A 16058-nucleotide genomic window follows, 5' to 3' on the forward strand; every position below is an offset into this window, starting at 1 on the left:
TATGCACTAGACTCGTGCCACGATGAACGCACAATCCGAGACGGCCGAAAAGGTCGACGAAGCAGTCACCGGCGTCACCAGCTGGTGGAACGACCCCGAAACGCAAGACATCCTGATCCAGCGCCCCTTGAAGATCCTGCTGATCATCGTTGTGGCGCTCGTGCTGAACTGGCTCGCCCGCAGCATCATTCACCGGGCAACACGCCGCGGCATCGAGCGCACCCCGCTGCTCGCATCCGAGGCGGAGGACACGCCGCAGTACCGCGCGCAGGAAGCCCGACGCCAACAGCGCATGCGGACCCTGGGCAACGTCGGCCGCTCCGTCGCCGTCATTGTGATCTGGACGTGGGCCGCGCTGGCGGTGCTGGACCAGCTCGGCGTGAACGTGGCGCCGCTGATCGCCTCCGCCGGCGTGGTGGGTGTGGCCATCGGTTTCGGCGCGCAATCGCTGGTGAAGGACTTCTTCTCCGGCATGTTCATTCTCATTGAGAACCAGTTCGGTGTCGGCGACACCATCCAGGTCGGCGACATCGTGGGCGAGGTGGAGATGATGACGCTGCGCATCACCACCATCCGCGACATGGACGGCGCGCTGTGGCACGTGCGCAACGGCGACATCGACCAGGTGGGCAACCACTCCGCACGCTTCTCCACAGCGCGCCTGCAAATTCCGGTCTCGCTCATGGCCGACCCGGACAAGGTCTCTCGCGTCATCGAGGACACAGCCATCGCCGCCTGCCGCGACCCGGAGATCCGCGACGTCGTCATGGGCACCCCCGCCATGCTCGGGCCCAGCGAATTCAACCCCACGTACGTCTCGTTCCGCCTGACGGTGCAGACTATGCCGGGCCAGCAGTGGGCGGTGGCACGCCACCTCAACCACCGCGTCCTCGCCGCCCTGCACCAGGAAGACGTGGTGCTCACGGCGATGGATTCCGTACTCGTAGAAATGAAGGAGAACCGTGGAGATCAGTCCTAAGCAGGAGCACACGCTCTACGAAGCCGTCGGCGGCGAGGAGTTTTTCCACCGGCTCGTTGAGGGCTTCTACAACCAAGTCAAAGAAGACGACATCATCGGCCCGATGTACCCGGATGACGACTGGGAGGGCGCCCAAAACCGGCTGCGCTGGTTCCTCGCCCAGTACTGGGGCGGGCCCCGCACCTACCAGGAGCAGCGCGGCAACCCGATGCTGCGCCGACGCCACTTCCCCTTCGCCATCGGCGAGGCAGAGGCCGAGCGGTGGCTGCAGCTCATGGGCAACTCCATGGAGCAGTTTTCTGACGACGAGCTCCCGCAGCCCTACCGCGCGGAAATGTGGAACCACATGCAGCGCGTGGCCTACATGATGATCAACCAGGGGCCCCGCGCGTACTAGAACAACAGGTTCGGGCGCGCGCTGCGGTACACCGAGCCGAACGGCGCGTCGAGCCGCACCCAGCTACCGGCGGTGGCCACCCGCAAGTGGCGGGGAATCTCGGCGGGGGCTTCAAAGCCTGGGATCAAGCCAAGCGCGGTGCAGGCGAAGATCATGCGCATCGGTATCTCCACCGGGTGCGCGCTCTCCGCATCGGCGGTGAGCACGACCCCGTCCAGCAGCGAGCGCGGCGGGCCCGCAGGCCCCGAGAACTGGCGGGCCAGATTACGCCCCTCGTCCGCCAAACGGCGTGCCACCCCGACGGGCACCTCTTCGCGGGCGACGAACCCGCCCGTAGGCGGCAGCGCACCGAGCCACGCCGCGTCGCGGGCAGGGCCTACCTGGTCAGTTCCTTCGCGCAGCGCGTCGAGGAGCGCTTTCGCGCTGACGGCGGCGCCGGGGTGGGTGGTGGAGCCGAAGGTGCGTCGAGAAGCGATGGCATCAAAGGGGGTGGTGACAAACACGTCGAGCTGGCCCTCGCCCACCTCCTGGACGCGCGCGACCGCCTGCGCATCGAGTGCCAGCGCGCGTGTGAGCAGTGCGATGAGCCCGCGCGCGCCCTGATCGATGTGAACCGCGACCACTTACGCCCCAGCGGTCTGGGAGAGGATGCCGATCTCTTTTTGCGTGATCTCGCGCGGCGACGTAGTCGTGGTGTCCACCGTGACCTGCACGCAATCGATCACGCAGCAGACCTTGCCCTGCGCGTCCTTGATCTCCTGGCGGGTGGTGAACGACGTGTTGCCAACGTGGGCCACGTGCGTCTCCACCGTCACCTCGGTTGTGCTGGGCAGAATCGGGCGGACGTAGTCCACCTCGAGGCGGCGCACGAACACCACAAATTCGTGGCCCTGCGAGAAGAAGAACTCCTGCGCGAACGCCAGGCGCGCCTCCTGCGCCAGCTCGATGTAGGCGGAGTTGGTCACGTGCCCGTAGCGGTCGAAATCGCCCCAGCGCACCGGGATGGTGTGGATGTGGACGTTGCTCTCAGCCATGATGGGCTCCTATCGAGTGAGCTTGCGGTGGGTGACGCGGGACGGCTTCGCGGCTTCTTCGCCGAGGCGCTCGACCTTGTTGGCCTCGTAATCGCCGAAGTTGCCCTCGAACCAGAACCACTTGCCCTCTTCCACGTTGCCTTCCCAGGCAAGGATGTGGGTGCAGGTGCGGTCCAGGAACCAGCGGTCGTGCGAAATCACCACAGCGCAGCCCGGGAAGTTCTGCAGCGCGTTTTCCAGCGAGCCCAGCGTTTCCACGTCGAGGTCGTTGGTGGGCTCGTCCAGCAGGATCAGGTTGCCGCCCTGTTTCAGCGTCAGTGCCAGGTTGAGGCGGTTGCGCTCACCGCCGGAGAGCACCTTGGACGGCTTCTGCTGGTCCGGGCCCTTGAAGCCAAACGCGGACAGGTAGGCGCGCGAGGGCATCTCGTTCTGTCCCACGTGGATGTAGTCCAGACCGTCGGAGACAACCTCCCACACCGTCTGCTCCGGGTCGATGTTCTCGCGGTTCTGGTCCACATACGAGATTTTGACGGTCTCGCCGACCTCCACGGAGCCGTCGTCCGGCTCCTCCAGGCCCACGATGGTCTTGAACAGCGTGGACTTGCCTACGCCGTTGGGGCCGATCACGCCGACGATGCCGTTGCGCGGCAGGGTGAAGGACAGGTCGTCGATGAGCACGCGGCCGTCGAAGCCCTTGTCCAGCTCGTTGACCTCCACGACCTTGTTGCCCAGGCGCGGCGGCGTCGGGATCTGGATCTCCTCGAAGTCGAGCTTGCGGTACTGCTCGGCCTCCGCCGCCATCTCCTCGTAGCGCTCAAGGCGGGCCTTGTTCTTCGCCTGGCGGGCCTTCGGGGAGGAGCGGACCCAGTCCAGCTCCTTCTTCAGGCGCTTCTGCAGCTTCTGGTCCTTCCTGCCGGCGACCTCGAGGCGCTCCGCCTTCTTCTCCAAGTAGGTGGAGTAGTTGCCCTCGTACGGGTAGAGCTTGCCGCGGTCCACCTCGCAGATCCACTCGGCGACGTTGTCCAGGAAGTACCGGTCGTGGGTGACCGCCAGCACGGCACCCGGGTAGGACTGCAGGTGCTTCTCCAACCACAGCACGCTCTCGGCGTCCAGGTGGTTGGTCGGCTCGTCGAGCAACAGCAGATCCGGCTCAGAGAGCAGGAGCTTGGCCAGCGCGACTCGGCGGCGCTCACCACCGGAGAGGTTGGTCACCGGCGCGTCCGACGGCGGGCAACGCAGCGCCTCCATCGCCTGCTCGATCTTTGAGTCAATCTCCCACGCATCAGCCGCGTCAAGCTGCTCCTGGAGCTTGCCCATCTCCTCCATCAGCTCGTCGGAGTAGTTGGTCGCCATCTCCTCGGCGATCTCCTCAAACCGCTGCTTCTTCTCAAACAGCTCGCCGAGACCCTCCTCGACGTTGCCGCGCACGGTCTTCTCCTCGTTCAGCGGCGGCTCCTGCAGCAGGATGCCCACTGTTGCGCCGGGCTGGAGGAACGCCTCGCCGTTGTTGGGCTGGTCGATGCCGGCCATGATCTTGAGCAGCGACGACTTACCGGCGCCGTTCGGGCCCACGACGCCGATCTTCGCGCCGGGGTAAAACGCCATGGTGACGTTGTCCAGGATGACCTTGTCGCCGATGGCCCTGCGGACGTTTTTCATCGTGTAGATGAACTCAGCCACTACGAATCCCCTTTTGGTGAGTACGGAGGTAAATGCCGCACTCAGCGTACATCACGCGAGCTGCGTCCCACCCACGCCGAGCACGTGCTCGGCGGTGGCGGGGCGCGGGCGTTAGAACGGGGGATTACCGGTCCGCGCGCCGGCGGCGGCGAGGCTCTCCTCCCCAGCAGCGTCCGCGGTCCCCGCAGCGTTGGCAGTGTCGTCAGTGTCGTCGAAGTGGAGGTCCTCGGCGCTCACCCGACGCTCCTGCACTGCTGGGTCCTCCGGCAGGCCGCTCCAGCCGCCCTGGGTCCCGACATCCTCCCTGCCGACATTCTGGTTGGCGTCGTCGCCGTTGAGCTTCCGGTCGATCGCAGCGGCGTCCATGGCCGTGGGCGGCTCGTGGCCGTCGAGCGTGTTGCCGGATGCTGTCGCGCGCACCGAGTTGACCTGGTAGCGCGCGAGGTCGAAGCCGATGTAGCGCGCCTTCATTTTCACGCGCGAACGCATGTTCGTGGTCCCGTCCGCCGCCTTTTCCTCCCAGTACTCGTGCACGAGCTTGCCCACGACGATGACGGGGAAGCCCTTGCGCAACGACGCGCCAGCGTTGACCGCCAGCTGGCCCCAGCACTCAACGTCCACGTAGAACTGGTTGAAGTCTTCCCACCCGTCCTTGCCGTTGTCGTCCGTGACTTTCTTTGCGTCCGAGGTGGCCACGCGGAAGCGCAGCACTGTGCTGCCCGAGTCGAAGCGCCGGAAATATGGCTTGGCGGTGAGGTTGCCGATGACGGTGTAATCGAGGTTGGCCATGTGAGTCGGCCCCTTTCTGTGTGTGCGGATGGTGTGCGGTGAAGGGGCGAAGCGAGTCGTCGATAAGCAATTGCCCCCTGCACCAGCAGACTTCCACGAAACAAACGCAGAGAAAAGGGGTTAGGCGAAATGTGGATAACTTAACCTGTGAATTTCACACTTCGCAGCTAGCGGCCATTATATTTAGCGAGCATCTCGTTGTACTGGCGCCATTCTTCGTCCCCAGTTTCGTCCGCACGGCGGTCCGACGCGACCGTTTCCGCCCTGTCCTCGCGCCACCAGCGCCTGAACAGCTCCCCAAACACAATCAGCAGCGGGAACGAACCGGACGCCCAGGCGATGCCGCCGCCGGCCTTCTGCACAGCAAGCAGATCCGGGTTCCACGGCAACTCGAGGGAGCGGTAGAACTCCTCCCCCATCACCGAGCCCAGCTGCATGAGGTAGACACCCATGAACAGGTGGAACGGCATGGACACCCACAGCCACAGCAGGCGCACCTTCGCACTCGGGCGACCGTCAATCTCATCGGCCCCGATGAGCTCCCAGAAGTAGAAGTACCCGGAGAGCAAGAACACCGCGTTCATGATCACGTGGCCGGCGTGCTCCGAGATCATGAGCTCGTAGAAGGGCTCGATGACGTACATGGCGTAGAAGAACACCAGAAACTGGATGGTGGACACCGGCGAGTACGTCACCACCCGCACGAACTTCGAGCGCTGGAAGCTTTCCGCCCACAAGCGCGGATTGAATTCGCCCGCCGGATATGCAGCACGCACCAACGTCAGTGGCGCTCCCAGCACCAGAAACACTGGCACACCCATGGACAGGATCATGTGCACCGTCATGTGCGCGGAATAGGACGCGGGCATATGCATGCCGAGCCCGGAGCTCAGCGTGATCACGGTTATTGCGCAGCCCAGCAACCACCACACGGTCCTGCCCACGGGCCAGCCCTCCACCCGGCGCGCCAGGTGCAGGTAATAGACGGCCAACAGCACCGCGATCACGCTGAACAGTAGCTCTGGGCGCCACTCGGTGATCCAGTTTGTCCAGGTGAGCGGCTCTTCCAGGTTGTAGCCCATCTGGATCTGCATGCGCGTGAGGTTCGGGTCCTGCGGCGGCGGAGGCGGCGTCCGCCCGAGCGTGACGGCGAGGCCAGAGATAGCGGCCATGACGACCACCTCGCCCGCAGCAAGGCGGGTGAACGCGCGCGGCCGGGAACCCAGCTGCGGGATGGTGCGCTCGCGGTGGACGTAGCCAATGAGGCCGAGCACGATAATGCCCGCGGTTTTGATAATCAGGACCCAGCCGTAGGCGTACTGCGTCAGATCCTCCAGACGCACGCGCACCAGCGCGTTGACCACGCCGGAGACGGCCATGGCCAGGATGGCGAACAGTGCGATGCGGGAATAGCGGCTGGCAGCGCCGGCGAGGCCCGGTCCGCGCCGATACGCGTGCGCCACCAGCGCCATGAGCCCGCCGACCCACAGCAGCATGGCCACCAGGTGCCAGATCAGGGAGTTCGTGCCGAAGTCGTGCGCGCCGCCGGTAGCTGAGTGGCCGGTCAGCGCAATGGGCATGACAACCAGGATCGAGCCAACGAATAGCGCGACCTGGGACCACCAGCTTGTGGCGGTGTATCCGCCCACCGCAACGACGGCCGCAAACGCGGCGACGATGAGCCACACCCGCGCGTCCGCCACTTGGTCCAGGGCCGTTGACCAGGCGGCGGCCTCGAACAGCACCGTCTTCAGCGGCTGGCCGGAGACGTCTGAAAGCACCAGCGGGATCATCACCAGGCCGATCAACGCCACACCCGCGCTCGCGTGGGCGCCGGTGCGTGACGCGATGTGCCCGTCCACAGTCAGACGCGCACCGTTGAGGTCCTCGCCCTGCTGGCTCGGCGGGACAAGGAAGGCCGCCAGCATGAACGAGCCAGTCGCCAGCGCCATGAGCAACCACGCCACACCCCGCAGCGCCGGCAACCCGAACGTCGTTGCCACACCCGGGTCCGGGATGCCAAGCTCCGCCAGCGACCCTCCGGAAAACCCCTGCCCCACCGCACCCGCGATGACGGCTGCAACGGCCAGCACGGCCAGGTACAGCGGCCAAGCGGGAGCGACAGTGCGGGTGCGCGCAGGTGCAGTCATGCCGCTTACCCTACTTTCGCCACGGGCAGAGTCATAACTACAATGTGCAGGCATTGCCTCCATAGCTCAGTGGATTAGAGCATCCGGTTTCTACCCGGCTGGTCGCGGGTTCGAATCCTGCTGGGGGCGCCACTGCCGCAAGCCGCGGGTCGCCGTTCGGCGCTAGAGTCGTTGGGGCACCTACCTCGAATGCGAAGGAGGCCAGACATGGCTGAAGCAAAGAACTCCCCGGTCGACGAAGACAGCATTAACAACCTGTCCGACCCCGACGCCGATTCCTCCGTTCAGGAGACCGGCGAGGACAACGACTTTGAAAGGGACGGCAAGAACTAATGGCCGACATCAACGCTTCCGGCAGCACCGAGTCCGAGCTGGACAAGCTTATCGACGCCGGCACTGCCCGCATCGGCAACGCCCCGACCAACTTCAGCTCGGTGGACGACTTTGAAAACGCCGAGGACGAGACGGCCGAGACCGGCTCCGGCCACAAGGACGAGCACCCGAACACCGAAGAGCGCACCGACCAGGTCGAGCGCACCGTCCGCGACGGTGACGTTTCCGGCGAGTAGCCACGGTTGAGACAGCTGGCTTCAGCCGGCTCCCGGCCCTCCGATGCTTTACGGAGGGCCGTTTCTGTTGCCCCGACGTTGCAAAAGTTGACATCGTCGATCGCTAATGCAGCGGTGACCTGGCGGTTTAAAGCTGGACGACGGTCACGGTTGTCAAAAGTTGCAGCGCGCCCACGTGCCAAATCCCGCTTACACCCCGATGTGGAACCGTTGTTCCACCATGTGGTACGGTTTCGCCACTACATGAGACAGCAATTCCGCTACATGGAATGGAAGGATGGGCGATGTCAACAAGCGTCGAGCACCCCACACCCACACAGGCGGCACCCGCCGCGATCAGGGAGACCACCCCGGAGGAACGCCGACGCGTCCGCCTAGCCTCCACCATCGGCACCACGATCGAGTTCTACGACTTCTACGTTTACGCCACCGCCGCCGTGGCCGTCTTCCCGTTCCTCTTCTTCCCCAAATCCGAGTCCAGCACCGTCGCGCTGCTGTCCTCATTCGCTACGTTCGGCCTCGCATTCATCGCTCGGCCGCTCGGATCAGTAGTCTTCGGCCACTTCGGCGACAAGGTGGGGCGCAAAGCGACCCTGGTCGGCGCGCTGCTGACCATGGGCATCGCCACATTCATCATCGGCCTACTCCCTACGTACGCAACCGCCGGCATCTGGGCCCCGGCGCTGCTGGCGCTCATGCGCTTCTGCCAGGGACTGGGTCTAGGCGGCGAGTGGTCCGGCGCGGCGCTCCTTTCCACCGAGACTGCCGCGAAGGGCCGGCGCGCCTGGGCCGGAATGTGGCCGCAGCTCGGCGCACCGTTCGGTTTCTTGCTGGCTAACGGCCTGTTCCTCATCCTGGTCACCACCCTCGGCCACACCACCGGCGACTTCGAGGGCGCGTTCATGCGTTGGGGTTGGCGCATCCCCTTCTTGCTGTCCGCCGTCATGGTCATCATCGGCCTGTGGGTGCGCCTGCAGGTGGAAGAGACGCCGGTGTTCCAGCACGTGGAGCAGAACGATCAGAAAGCGGCGTCCCCGCTGGCCGAGGTGTTTAAGACGGCCTGGAAGCCCCTGATCCAGGGTACGTTCATCATGGTCGGCTGCTACACGCTGTTTTACCTGGTCACCACCTGGTTCCTCTCCTACGGCATCGGCTCCGCGGAAGAGGGCGTCGGCCTGGGAATCGCCTACCCCACCTTCCTGAAGCTGCAGCTCGTCTGCATTTTCGGCTTCATGCTCGGCATCCCGGTCTCTGCGCACCTGGCGGACACCTACGGCCGCCGCCCGACGCTGGGCCTGACCTCCGCCGCGATCATCGTCTACGGCCTGTGCTTCAAGTGGCTGCTCAACCCCGAGACGTACACCATGATTTCGCTCGGGATCTTTCTGTTTATCGGCATGATCCTGATGGGCTTCATCTTCGGCCCAATGTCCGCCATCCTGCCCGAGCTGTTCCCCTCCCGCGTGCGCTACACCGGCTCCGGCATCGCGTACAACGTCGCCTCTATCCTGGGCGCCGCCATTGCGCCGTTTATTGCGACGGCCCTGAGTACGAAATACGGGCCGCAAGCGGTGGGCTTCTACCTGGTTGTCGTCACTGCCATCTCCCTGGCGGCCATCATCTCCGCGCCGGAGACGAAGGACCAGGAGATGCACGAGATCTAAGGGGCGGCGCGCGCACGATTTCACATTAGCTAAAAGCAATACATCTCCTACCTGCGGGTTTATAGCTGAACGCCCGTCCGAAATGTCAAGTCGTGCGCGCCCCCTTGCTTTCCACACCGGAAAGTGTCACACTTGTCTACATGGCAAGCAACTCGATCTCCCAGGAAGAGGCCCGCGCCGCCCTCGAGCAGATCGACGGGATAGAGCAAGACGCGCGCAAACCACCCACACCGACGTGGGTCTACGCCGTCTTCGGCACCAGCCTCGGCGTCACGGTCGGCGGCACGATCATCGGATGGACCTACTGGTGGGTGCTGTTCGTGCTCATCTTCATCGCCAGCATCGCTTACGCTGTCTGGGACAACAACCGCAACGTGCGGCCGAGCATGAAGCAGCCGATCCAGGAAGACCCCAAAACGAACTGGGCCGCCGCTCTCGCCCCCGCACTCGTCATGCCGCTCATCTGGTTCGTCCCAGAAGGAAGCGTGGTCGGCGGGGTGATCGCCGGCGTGGTCACGGCGATCCTGTTTACGGCCGTCATGGTCTACGAAAGCAAGCGCCGATGAGCGGCATCGACCCCGTCATTCACCCCCTGGCCAGGTTGAAAATCTGTGCGGCGTTGTATCACGCTGGCGCCGTCGAGAAGCAAACGTCCCGGCATGAGATGCGTTTCGGAGCCCTGAAGGACAAGGTGGACCTGTCGGATTCCGCGCTGTCGAAGCAGCTGGCCACGCTCGAGGAGCACGGTTACGTCACGCGCTTCCGGGAGTACGGCTCGACGCGAGCGAGGGACACCGTGTGGGTCACGCTCACCGCGGCCGGCGCGCGGGCCTTTGAAAACCACACGGCAGCGCTGCGCGAGATCGCCGGCGGGTAGATTCGAGCCCATGAGTTTTCCCGCACCCGCACCCGGCGCGTTCGCGCTGATCACCGGCGCGAGCCAAGGCATCGGCGAAGCGATCGCGCGCGAACTTGCCGCCGAGGGGCACAACCTCATCCTCGTCGCCAGGCGCCAAGAAGTACTGCAGAAGCTTGGCGACGAGCTCTCGCTCACCCACGGCATCGATGTCGAAATCTTCGCTGGGGATCTGTCCACGCAGCGCGATGTAGATGCCCTGACCCGGCACATCAACAACCGTACGATCAGTATTTGCGTGAACTCGGCAGGCATCGCCAGCTTCGGGCCGTTTATGGCCCAGGACTGGGAGTACGAGACAAACCAGTTCAACCTGAACGCCACGGCCGTATTCCGCATCACCAAGGCCGTGCTAGACCAGATGGCCCCGCGCGGTGAAGGCGCGCTGTGCAACGTCGGCTCGGCAGCGGGCAACCTGCCCATCCCGAACAACGCCACCTACGTGTTCACCAAAGCCGGCGTCAACCAGTTCACCGAGGCGCTGCACTACGAGCTGAAAGACTCTGGGGTGCACGTGACGCTGCTCGCCCCCGGCCCGGTGCGCGAGGCGCACATCCCGGAAGAAGACCAGTCCATCGTGGACAGGGTCGTGCCGGATTTCCTGTGGACCACCTACGAGTCCTGCGCCGCCGACACAATCAGCGCCATGCGGGAAAACCGCCGCCGCATCGTGCCCGGCCCCCTGGCGAAGACCATGGACGTGGTGTCCAACTACGCCCCGCGCGGGTGGCTGCCGCCGATCATGGGCAAGTTCTACGCACAGATGGGAGAGGAATAGATGGATATTGCCGCGAAGGACAACCGCATCGTCTGGGTCGACTTGGAAATGACGGGGCTCGACCCCGCCCGCCACGTCATCGTGGAGGTAGCGGCTCTTGTCACCGACGCTGAGCTGAACATCATCGATGAGGGCGTGGACCTGGTCGTGCACGCCACCGACGCGGAGCTCGCGGAGATGGACGATGTTGTCACCAGCATGCACTCCGAAAACGGTTTGCTGGACGAGATCAAGGCGTCGCCGGTCAGTCTCGCGGAGGCGGAGGATGCGGTGCTCGCGCTCGTCGAGAAGCACTGCGACCCAGCACACCCCGCACCGCTGGCGGGGAATTCGATTGCCACAGACCGCACGTTCATCCGGGCGCAGATGCCGCGTCTCGACGCTGCGTTGCACTACCGCATGATCGACGTCTCCACGGTCAAGGAATTGTCCCGCCGCTGGTTCCCCAGGGCCTACTACAACCAGCCGCAGAAGGGCATGGCGCACCGGGCACTCGCGGACATCGTGGAGTCCATCCGGGAGCTGGACTACTACCGCCGCGCCGTCTTCGTGCCCGCCCCCGGGCCGAATTCTCAGACCGCTGCCGACGCCGCCGCAGGCGCAACCGACGCTTACCAGCCGTTTTTGTGAAACCACGGCGAGGGGCTAAGGTAGATCCCGCTGCAAAGCAGCGATGGTGGCTGTAGTTCAGCTGGTAGAGCACCAGGTTGTGATCCTGGGTGTCGCGGGTTCGAGTCCCGTCAGCCACCCCAAAGGTACCCCGTAACCTGCACGAACAGGTTGCGGGGTAATTTTTATCCGCAACACTTCCCCGGGTTAAGGGCCAAAAAGTGTGTCTGGTCCGGCGTGCCGCGGGGCAGAATGGGCAGGATGTGTCAAGGGCCTTCTATTTTCATGGCAGTAAAGCTGACGATAGCCTAGCTTCATGGAACCCCGGCGAATTTTCCTCCGGCCAGAATTTGGCCACCCAAGTTCCTTGTGGGCTTCTAAAGAACTAGCAGTCAACGGTTCCGAAGGAAGGGCCTACTATCTTCCCGAGGATTTAGGTATAAAACCTGCCTTGGGAAACGAGATCCTTGAGTGGACGAGAGAATTTAGTTTAAATTTCATCGATAAACTCGACAGCTTTCGCGAGCGACCCCAGTGGAAAGAGGGATTCGATCGGTTTCGGTGGTATGACAAGGGCTGGGACATCACCTGTAAGTTGAGGGAGGAGTTCCCAGCGGTGCAGATCGTTCCTCAGTTTTCTCAATTCGTGTTCTCCATCAATGAAAGACGAGAAAATCTCGGGAAAAGTCCCATCTGTTTTCCGGGAGAAAATCTTACAGGTCACGTATCCATAAGGGACATTGGGAAAAATAGCTAACCCCCTCCCTCATGCGTCGCCCGTTCACTGGCGCCATAGATCTAGTTGCGACGAACCGAAGAGCGAACCAGCCATACCCCGCTTGCTTGTATCTCAGCCTCATAAAGCACGCCACGCGGAGTTAGCGGTATCGGGGCGTCTTATGGTGATGGAGGCGCCGCAAGTTTTACACCGCCACCGGGTGCGGTTGGCAGAGGTCGTTCCGTTGCGTTTCATCTCACCGCCGCACACCTGACAGCATGGCCGGTTCTTCGGCATTGATCAAGCCAACATCGGCTCTTACCACACGCTGCTGTCACGCCCCGGTTTTTAGCCGCCATGGGGCGGATATCAGCCCCAGGAGCATTTACTTTCCGGATTAACCCTGATCATCCCAAACAAATCGACGAATCCGGACACACATTTTGTTGCTTAACCCTTCGAGGTACGCACGGGCACGGAATAGCCGTTACTGTGCACGTGTTGTGGAGCGCATGTCCTCACTCTTTGATTCCCTCGAAATGGGTCGCTTGACCCTGCCAAACCGCATCGTCATGGCTCCACTCACGCGCTCGCGCGCGGGCCGCGACGGCATTCCCACCTCGTTGCACGAGACGTACTACACACAGCGCGCCTCGTTCGGCCTCATTGTCACCGAAGGCGTCTTCCCTACGGTTACCCGCCGGGCCTTCCCCGGTCAGACGGGCATCGACGCCCCGGAGCAGATGGCCGGGTGGCGGGGCGTCGCCGACGCCGTCCACGAGGCCGGCGGGCGCATCTTCATGCAGATGATGAACGCCGGGCGCCTGTCCCACACCAGCCTGCAGGAGGGGACGCAGCCGGTCGCGCCGTCCGCGGTGGCTTCGGGCACGGCGGTGCGCGACTTCGAATCACGGAAAGACTGCCCAGTGCCGCGCGCCCTGGACACCGATGAGCTGCCAGACATTATCGAGGAGTTCCGCCGCGCCGCCCGAAACGCCATCGACGCCGGGATGGATGGCGTGGAAATCCACGGCGCGAACGGCTACCTGCTGCACCAGTTCCTCTCGCCGAACTCGAACCTGCGAGAGGACGCCTACGGCGGATCCCCGGAGAACCGGTTCCGGCTCGTCGAAGAGATCCTGCGCGCAGTGTCGGATGAAATCGGGGCGGACCGGGTGGCTATCCGCTTGTCGCCGCAGAACAACATTCAAGGCATCGAGGAGGTAGATGACTCCGACGTGCTGGCCACCTACGGCGGGCTGCTGGACGCCACGGCGGACCTCGGCCTCGCCTACGTCTCGTTCATGCACGCAGAGCCCGCGGGGGACGTGATGACCGATCTGATCGGCCGCGCCCGCGCGAACGGCCGCACCCGCGTCTTCCTCAACTCCGGGTTCGGTCAGCTGACCGACCATGACGTGGCCGAGCGCCTGGTGCAGTACGGGGACGCCGCCGTGGTGGGCCGGCTGGCCATTTCCAACCCGGACTTAGTGCGCCGCTGGAAGGAAGGGCTGCCAGTGGCCGCACCGGACGAGTCAACCTTCTACGCCGGCGGGGAGAAGGGCTACACCGACTACCCGTTTTATACGCGCTAGCCCAAACCGCCCCTACGGGTAGAGCGGCTCGCCCGAGCCGCCGGAGCGCTGCTCCCAATCGAGGTTCCAGTACCCCAGGCCGTCGTAAGGCGTGAGTGTTGCCCCAGCCGTATTCTTCACGACCACCGGGTCGCCTCGCTTGACGTAGTCCTGGAACCACTTGGCGTTGTCGTAGGACGCGTTGATGCAGCCGTGGGACTGGTTGTAGCTGCCCAGCGCGCCACTCGCCCACGGTGCGGAGTGGACGTAGATGCCGGAGTAGGACAGCTGCGTGGCGTAGTCCACGGGCGTGACGTAGCCGCCGGCGTCCAGCGCCAAGCCGTACGTGCGCGAATCCATGGTCAGCTTCTCGTGCTCGTCGCCGACAACGTACGTGCCGTTGGGGGTGTCGTATGTGCCGTCAGTGCCCAGGGAGACGGGAAACTCTTTGACCAGTTCGTCGTTGGCGTAGACACGCAGCATTTTGTCGTCGTTGTCCACCACGGCTTCCACCTTGTCGCCGATAGTGAAGTGGGTCTCGGAGTCCTGCGCCCCATAGAGCCCCTCGCCCATCTCGTGGCCATAGATGTTGGCCTTCACGCTGACCTCGGTGCCCGGCTCCCAGTATTCCTTGGGCCGCCAGCGCACCTCGTACGGGTCGAGCCAGAAGAAGGCGCCGTCGGTGCCGTTGGAGGTCTCTACGTCGATGAGGTCCTCGACAGCCTTGGTGTCCTGAATGGCGGTATCGAAGCGGATAGTCACGGCCTGCGCCACGCCGACCGTTGCGCCGTCGAGCGGCCCGAGGTAGGCGTGCACCGTCGCGTCCGGCGAGAGCGTGGTGAACGAGGAGACCAATTTCTGCCCGTCCGTGTCGCGCGCCTCCACCGTGTACGTGCGGCCGTAGCCAAGCGGCTCCGTGGTAGTCCACTCGGATTTGTCGTCGTTGAACTCGGCCTCGACCTCTTTGCCGCTTTCGTTGGTCATGCTCACCGAGTCCAGCCCGGCGGCTGCTGTGACCTTGATGGGCTCCCCGGGCTCCACGCCTGTTTCGCCATTCTCCACGTTGATCTCCGGCGGCTGCGGCGAGCTCTGCTGCGTCGTTTCCGGTGCATCAACGACTGATTGGGCCCGGCCAGAATCGCCGATCGTGCACGAGGACAGCGACGCCGCCGCCACTACCAACGCGAGACCGCGCACCACTCGACGGTGACCCACTGCCTACCCCTCACATGACGTTGTTTCCGGATTCTCAATAGCCTATCCCCTTAGCCCAGAAATCCCATTATCCCCACATGCGCGTTTCCTGCGCCGTGCTTATCGACGTTTTCTGCCCGTAACCAGGCGATTTCACGCATAGCAGTCTCGGTGATAGAGTTTCTCTCCGTTGCCGAGAGCAACGGAAACAACAAAATACGCGCCATTAGCTCAATTGGCAGAGCAACTGACTCTTAATCAGTGGGTTCGGGGTTCGATTCCCTGATGGCGCACCACACACGGCAAGGCCAGCGGAAAATTCCACCCGCTGGCCTTGTTTGTTGTGACGTAAACCGCGGCAACGCCACCCCACACATGCGTATCCTGATCCCCATGAAGACAGCACTGCTCATTGTGGACGTACAAAACGACTTCTGCCCCGGCGGTGCGCTGGCCACCGCCCGTGGCGACGAGGTCGCCACCCGGATTGCCGAACTGATTGCAGACCCGGACGGCCAAGACCGCGAATACCAGTGCGTCGTGGCAACCCAAGACTGGCACATCGATCCAGGGGCCCACTTCTCGGAGGCCCCGGACTTCGTGGATTCCTGGCCCAAGCACTGCGTAGCCGACAGTGAAGGCGCGCAGATCCGCCGCCCGGTGCCGACCGACCAGATCGACCAGTTCTTTAAGAAGGGCCACTACACAGCCGCGTACTCGGGCTTCGAAGGCGTCAACGACGCCGATCAGGGGCTGGCCGACTGGTTGCGCGAGCAGGAGATCACACACCTCGAGGTGTGCGGCATTGCTACCGACCACTGCGTGCGAGCCACCGTCCTTGACGCGCTCAAGGAGGGCTTCGAGGTGCGCGTACTGCAGGACATGTGCTCGCCTGTCGACGACGCACGCGGCGCCGACGCCCTCCGAGAAATGCAGAACGCCGGCGCGGCGCTGGCTTAGACCGAAGACAACAAAACCGCCCATCCACGGGAACGGATGGGCGGAAA

The 16058-nt window shown here is 63.8% G+C and carries 18 protein-coding genes, 3 tRNA genes and 1 pseudogene; 15 read left to right on the forward strand and 7 right to left on the reverse strand.

The genetic code is table 11. The features are described from left to right. Positions 1 to 22 precede the first annotated feature (22 nt). Complete coding sequence (locus tag CUREI_RS08815; RefSeq protein ID WP_051952309.1) at positions 23 to 979, forward strand: mechanosensitive ion channel family protein; 957 nt, start codon at positions 23 to 25, stop codon at positions 977 to 979. Continuing rightward, entirely contained in the window at positions 963 to 1376 is a 414-nt protein-coding gene (locus CUREI_RS08820) for a globin (protein WP_051952310.1), read from the forward strand. The genes CUREI_RS08815 and CUREI_RS08820 overlap by 17 nt, the downstream gene beginning before the upstream one ends. Here CUREI_RS08820 and CUREI_RS08825 read toward each other — a convergent pair. The 5 genes from CUREI_RS08825 to CUREI_RS08845 form a co-directional block, all read right to left on the reverse strand. Continuing rightward, positions 1373 to 1999, reverse strand: a complete 627-nt coding sequence (locus tag CUREI_RS08825; protein WP_038612824.1) for a hypothetical protein — start codon at positions 1997 to 1999, stop codon at positions 1373 to 1375. The genes CUREI_RS08820 and CUREI_RS08825 overlap by 4 nt on opposite strands. Beyond that, complete coding sequence (locus tag CUREI_RS08830) at positions 2000 to 2410, reverse strand: acyl-CoA thioesterase (protein WP_038612826.1); 411 nt, start codon at positions 2408 to 2410, stop codon at positions 2000 to 2002. A 9-nt stretch (positions 2411 to 2419) separates the two neighbouring features. Next, positions 2420 to 4090, reverse strand: a complete 1671-nt coding sequence (gene ettA / locus CUREI_RS08835) for an energy-dependent translational throttle protein EttA (protein WP_038612828.1) — start codon at positions 4088 to 4090, stop codon at positions 2420 to 2422. A gap of 111 nt (positions 4091 to 4201) precedes the next feature. Beyond that, on the reverse strand, positions 4202 to 4879 hold the full coding sequence (locus CUREI_RS11675) for a single-stranded DNA-binding protein (RefSeq protein ID WP_051952311.1): 678 nt from the start codon (positions 4877 to 4879) through the stop codon (positions 4202 to 4204). Between the two features lie 167 nt (positions 4880 to 5046). Beyond that, positions 5047 to 7029 carry a cytochrome c oxidase assembly protein gene (locus CUREI_RS08845; RefSeq protein ID WP_038612830.1) on the reverse strand — a complete coding sequence of 661 codons (1983 nt, stop codon included), beginning with the start codon at positions 7027 to 7029 and terminating at the stop codon, positions 5047 to 5049. A gap of 55 nt (positions 7030 to 7084) precedes the next feature. Between CUREI_RS08845 and CUREI_RS08850 the strand changes: the two genes are divergently transcribed. The 10 genes from CUREI_RS08850 (at position 7085) to CUREI_RS12315 (ending at position 12322) form a co-directional block, all read left to right on the forward strand. Then, positions 7085 to 7161 (forward strand) — tRNA-Arg (locus CUREI_RS08850). A gap of 75 nt (positions 7162 to 7236) precedes the next feature. After that, positions 7237 to 7362, forward strand: a complete 126-nt coding sequence (locus tag CUREI_RS12770) for a hypothetical protein (protein WP_019249495.1) — start codon at positions 7237 to 7239, stop codon at positions 7360 to 7362. Further along, on the forward strand, positions 7362 to 7598 hold the full coding sequence (locus CUREI_RS11680; protein ID WP_051952312.1) for a hypothetical protein: 237 nt from the start codon (positions 7362 to 7364) through the stop codon (positions 7596 to 7598). Before CUREI_RS12770 ends, CUREI_RS11680 begins: the two co-directional genes overlap by 1 nt. A 284-nt stretch (positions 7599 to 7882) precedes the next feature. Then, positions 7883 to 9262 (forward strand): MFS transporter, encoded by a 1380-nt coding sequence (locus tag CUREI_RS08855; RefSeq protein ID WP_084768296.1) that lies wholly within the window; start codon positions 7883 to 7885, stop codon positions 9260 to 9262. 140 nt (positions 9263 to 9402) lie between these two features. Beyond that, a complete protein-coding gene (locus tag CUREI_RS08860) occupies positions 9403 to 9828 on the forward strand; it encodes a hypothetical protein (protein ID WP_038612832.1) in 426 nt (141 codons plus the stop codon). Then, positions 9825 to 10139: a transcriptional regulator gene (locus tag CUREI_RS08865; RefSeq protein ID WP_038612835.1), complete on the forward strand. Its 315-nt coding sequence runs from the start codon at positions 9825 to 9827 to the stop codon at positions 10137 to 10139. The genes CUREI_RS08860 and CUREI_RS08865 overlap by 4 nt, the downstream gene beginning before the upstream one ends. A gap of 10 nt (positions 10140 to 10149) precedes the next feature. After that, positions 10150 to 10956 carry a mycolate reductase gene (gene cmrA / locus CUREI_RS08870; RefSeq protein ID WP_038612837.1) on the forward strand — a complete coding sequence of 269 codons (807 nt, stop codon included), beginning with the start codon at positions 10150 to 10152 and terminating at the stop codon, positions 10954 to 10956. Beyond that, positions 10957 to 11586 (forward strand): oligoribonuclease, encoded by a 630-nt coding sequence (gene orn / locus CUREI_RS08875; protein WP_038612839.1) that lies wholly within the window; start codon positions 10957 to 10959, stop codon positions 11584 to 11586. 46 nt (positions 11587 to 11632) lie between these two features. After that, positions 11633 to 11708, forward strand: a tRNA-His gene (locus tag CUREI_RS08880). A 173-nt stretch (positions 11709 to 11881) separates the two neighbouring features. Then, a complete protein-coding gene (locus CUREI_RS12315) occupies positions 11882 to 12322 on the forward strand; it encodes a hypothetical protein (RefSeq protein WP_144242446.1) in 441 nt (146 codons plus the stop codon). Between the two features lie 114 nt (positions 12323 to 12436). Here the strand turns inward: CUREI_RS12315 and CUREI_RS12660 are convergent. Continuing rightward, positions 12437 to 12580 (reverse strand): annotated as a pseudogene (locus tag CUREI_RS12660) (IS1/IS1595 family N-terminal zinc-binding domain-containing protein); the annotation flags it as partial. 215 nt (positions 12581 to 12795) lie between these two features. Here CUREI_RS12660 and CUREI_RS08890 point away from each other — a divergent pair. Continuing rightward, positions 12796 to 13878, forward strand: a complete 1083-nt coding sequence (locus CUREI_RS08890; RefSeq protein WP_084768516.1) for an alkene reductase — start codon at positions 12796 to 12798, stop codon at positions 13876 to 13878. Positions 13879 to 13890: 12 nt separating this feature from the next. Here the strand turns inward: CUREI_RS08890 and CUREI_RS08895 are convergent, their stop codons facing one another. Continuing rightward, a complete protein-coding gene (locus tag CUREI_RS08895; RefSeq protein WP_038612843.1) occupies positions 13891 to 15072 on the reverse strand; it encodes a L,D-transpeptidase in 1182 nt (393 codons plus the stop codon). Positions 15073 to 15271: 199 nt separating this feature from the next. Here CUREI_RS08895 and CUREI_RS08900 point away from each other — a divergent pair. Together CUREI_RS08900 and CUREI_RS08905 are read left to right on the forward strand one after the other, a co-directional pair. Further along, a tRNA-Lys gene (locus CUREI_RS08900) sits at positions 15272 to 15347 on the forward strand. Between the two features lie 97 nt (positions 15348 to 15444). Beyond that, positions 15445 to 16011, forward strand: a complete 567-nt coding sequence (locus tag CUREI_RS08905) for an isochorismatase family protein (protein WP_038614332.1) — start codon at positions 15445 to 15447, stop codon at positions 16009 to 16011. The last annotated feature ends 47 nt before the right edge of the window (positions 16012 to 16058 follow it).

Source organism: Corynebacterium ureicelerivorans (genome assembly GCF_000747315.1).
In the GTDB taxonomy this organism is placed as follows: Bacteria; Actinomycetota; Actinomycetes; order Mycobacteriales; family Mycobacteriaceae; genus Corynebacterium; species Corynebacterium mucifaciens.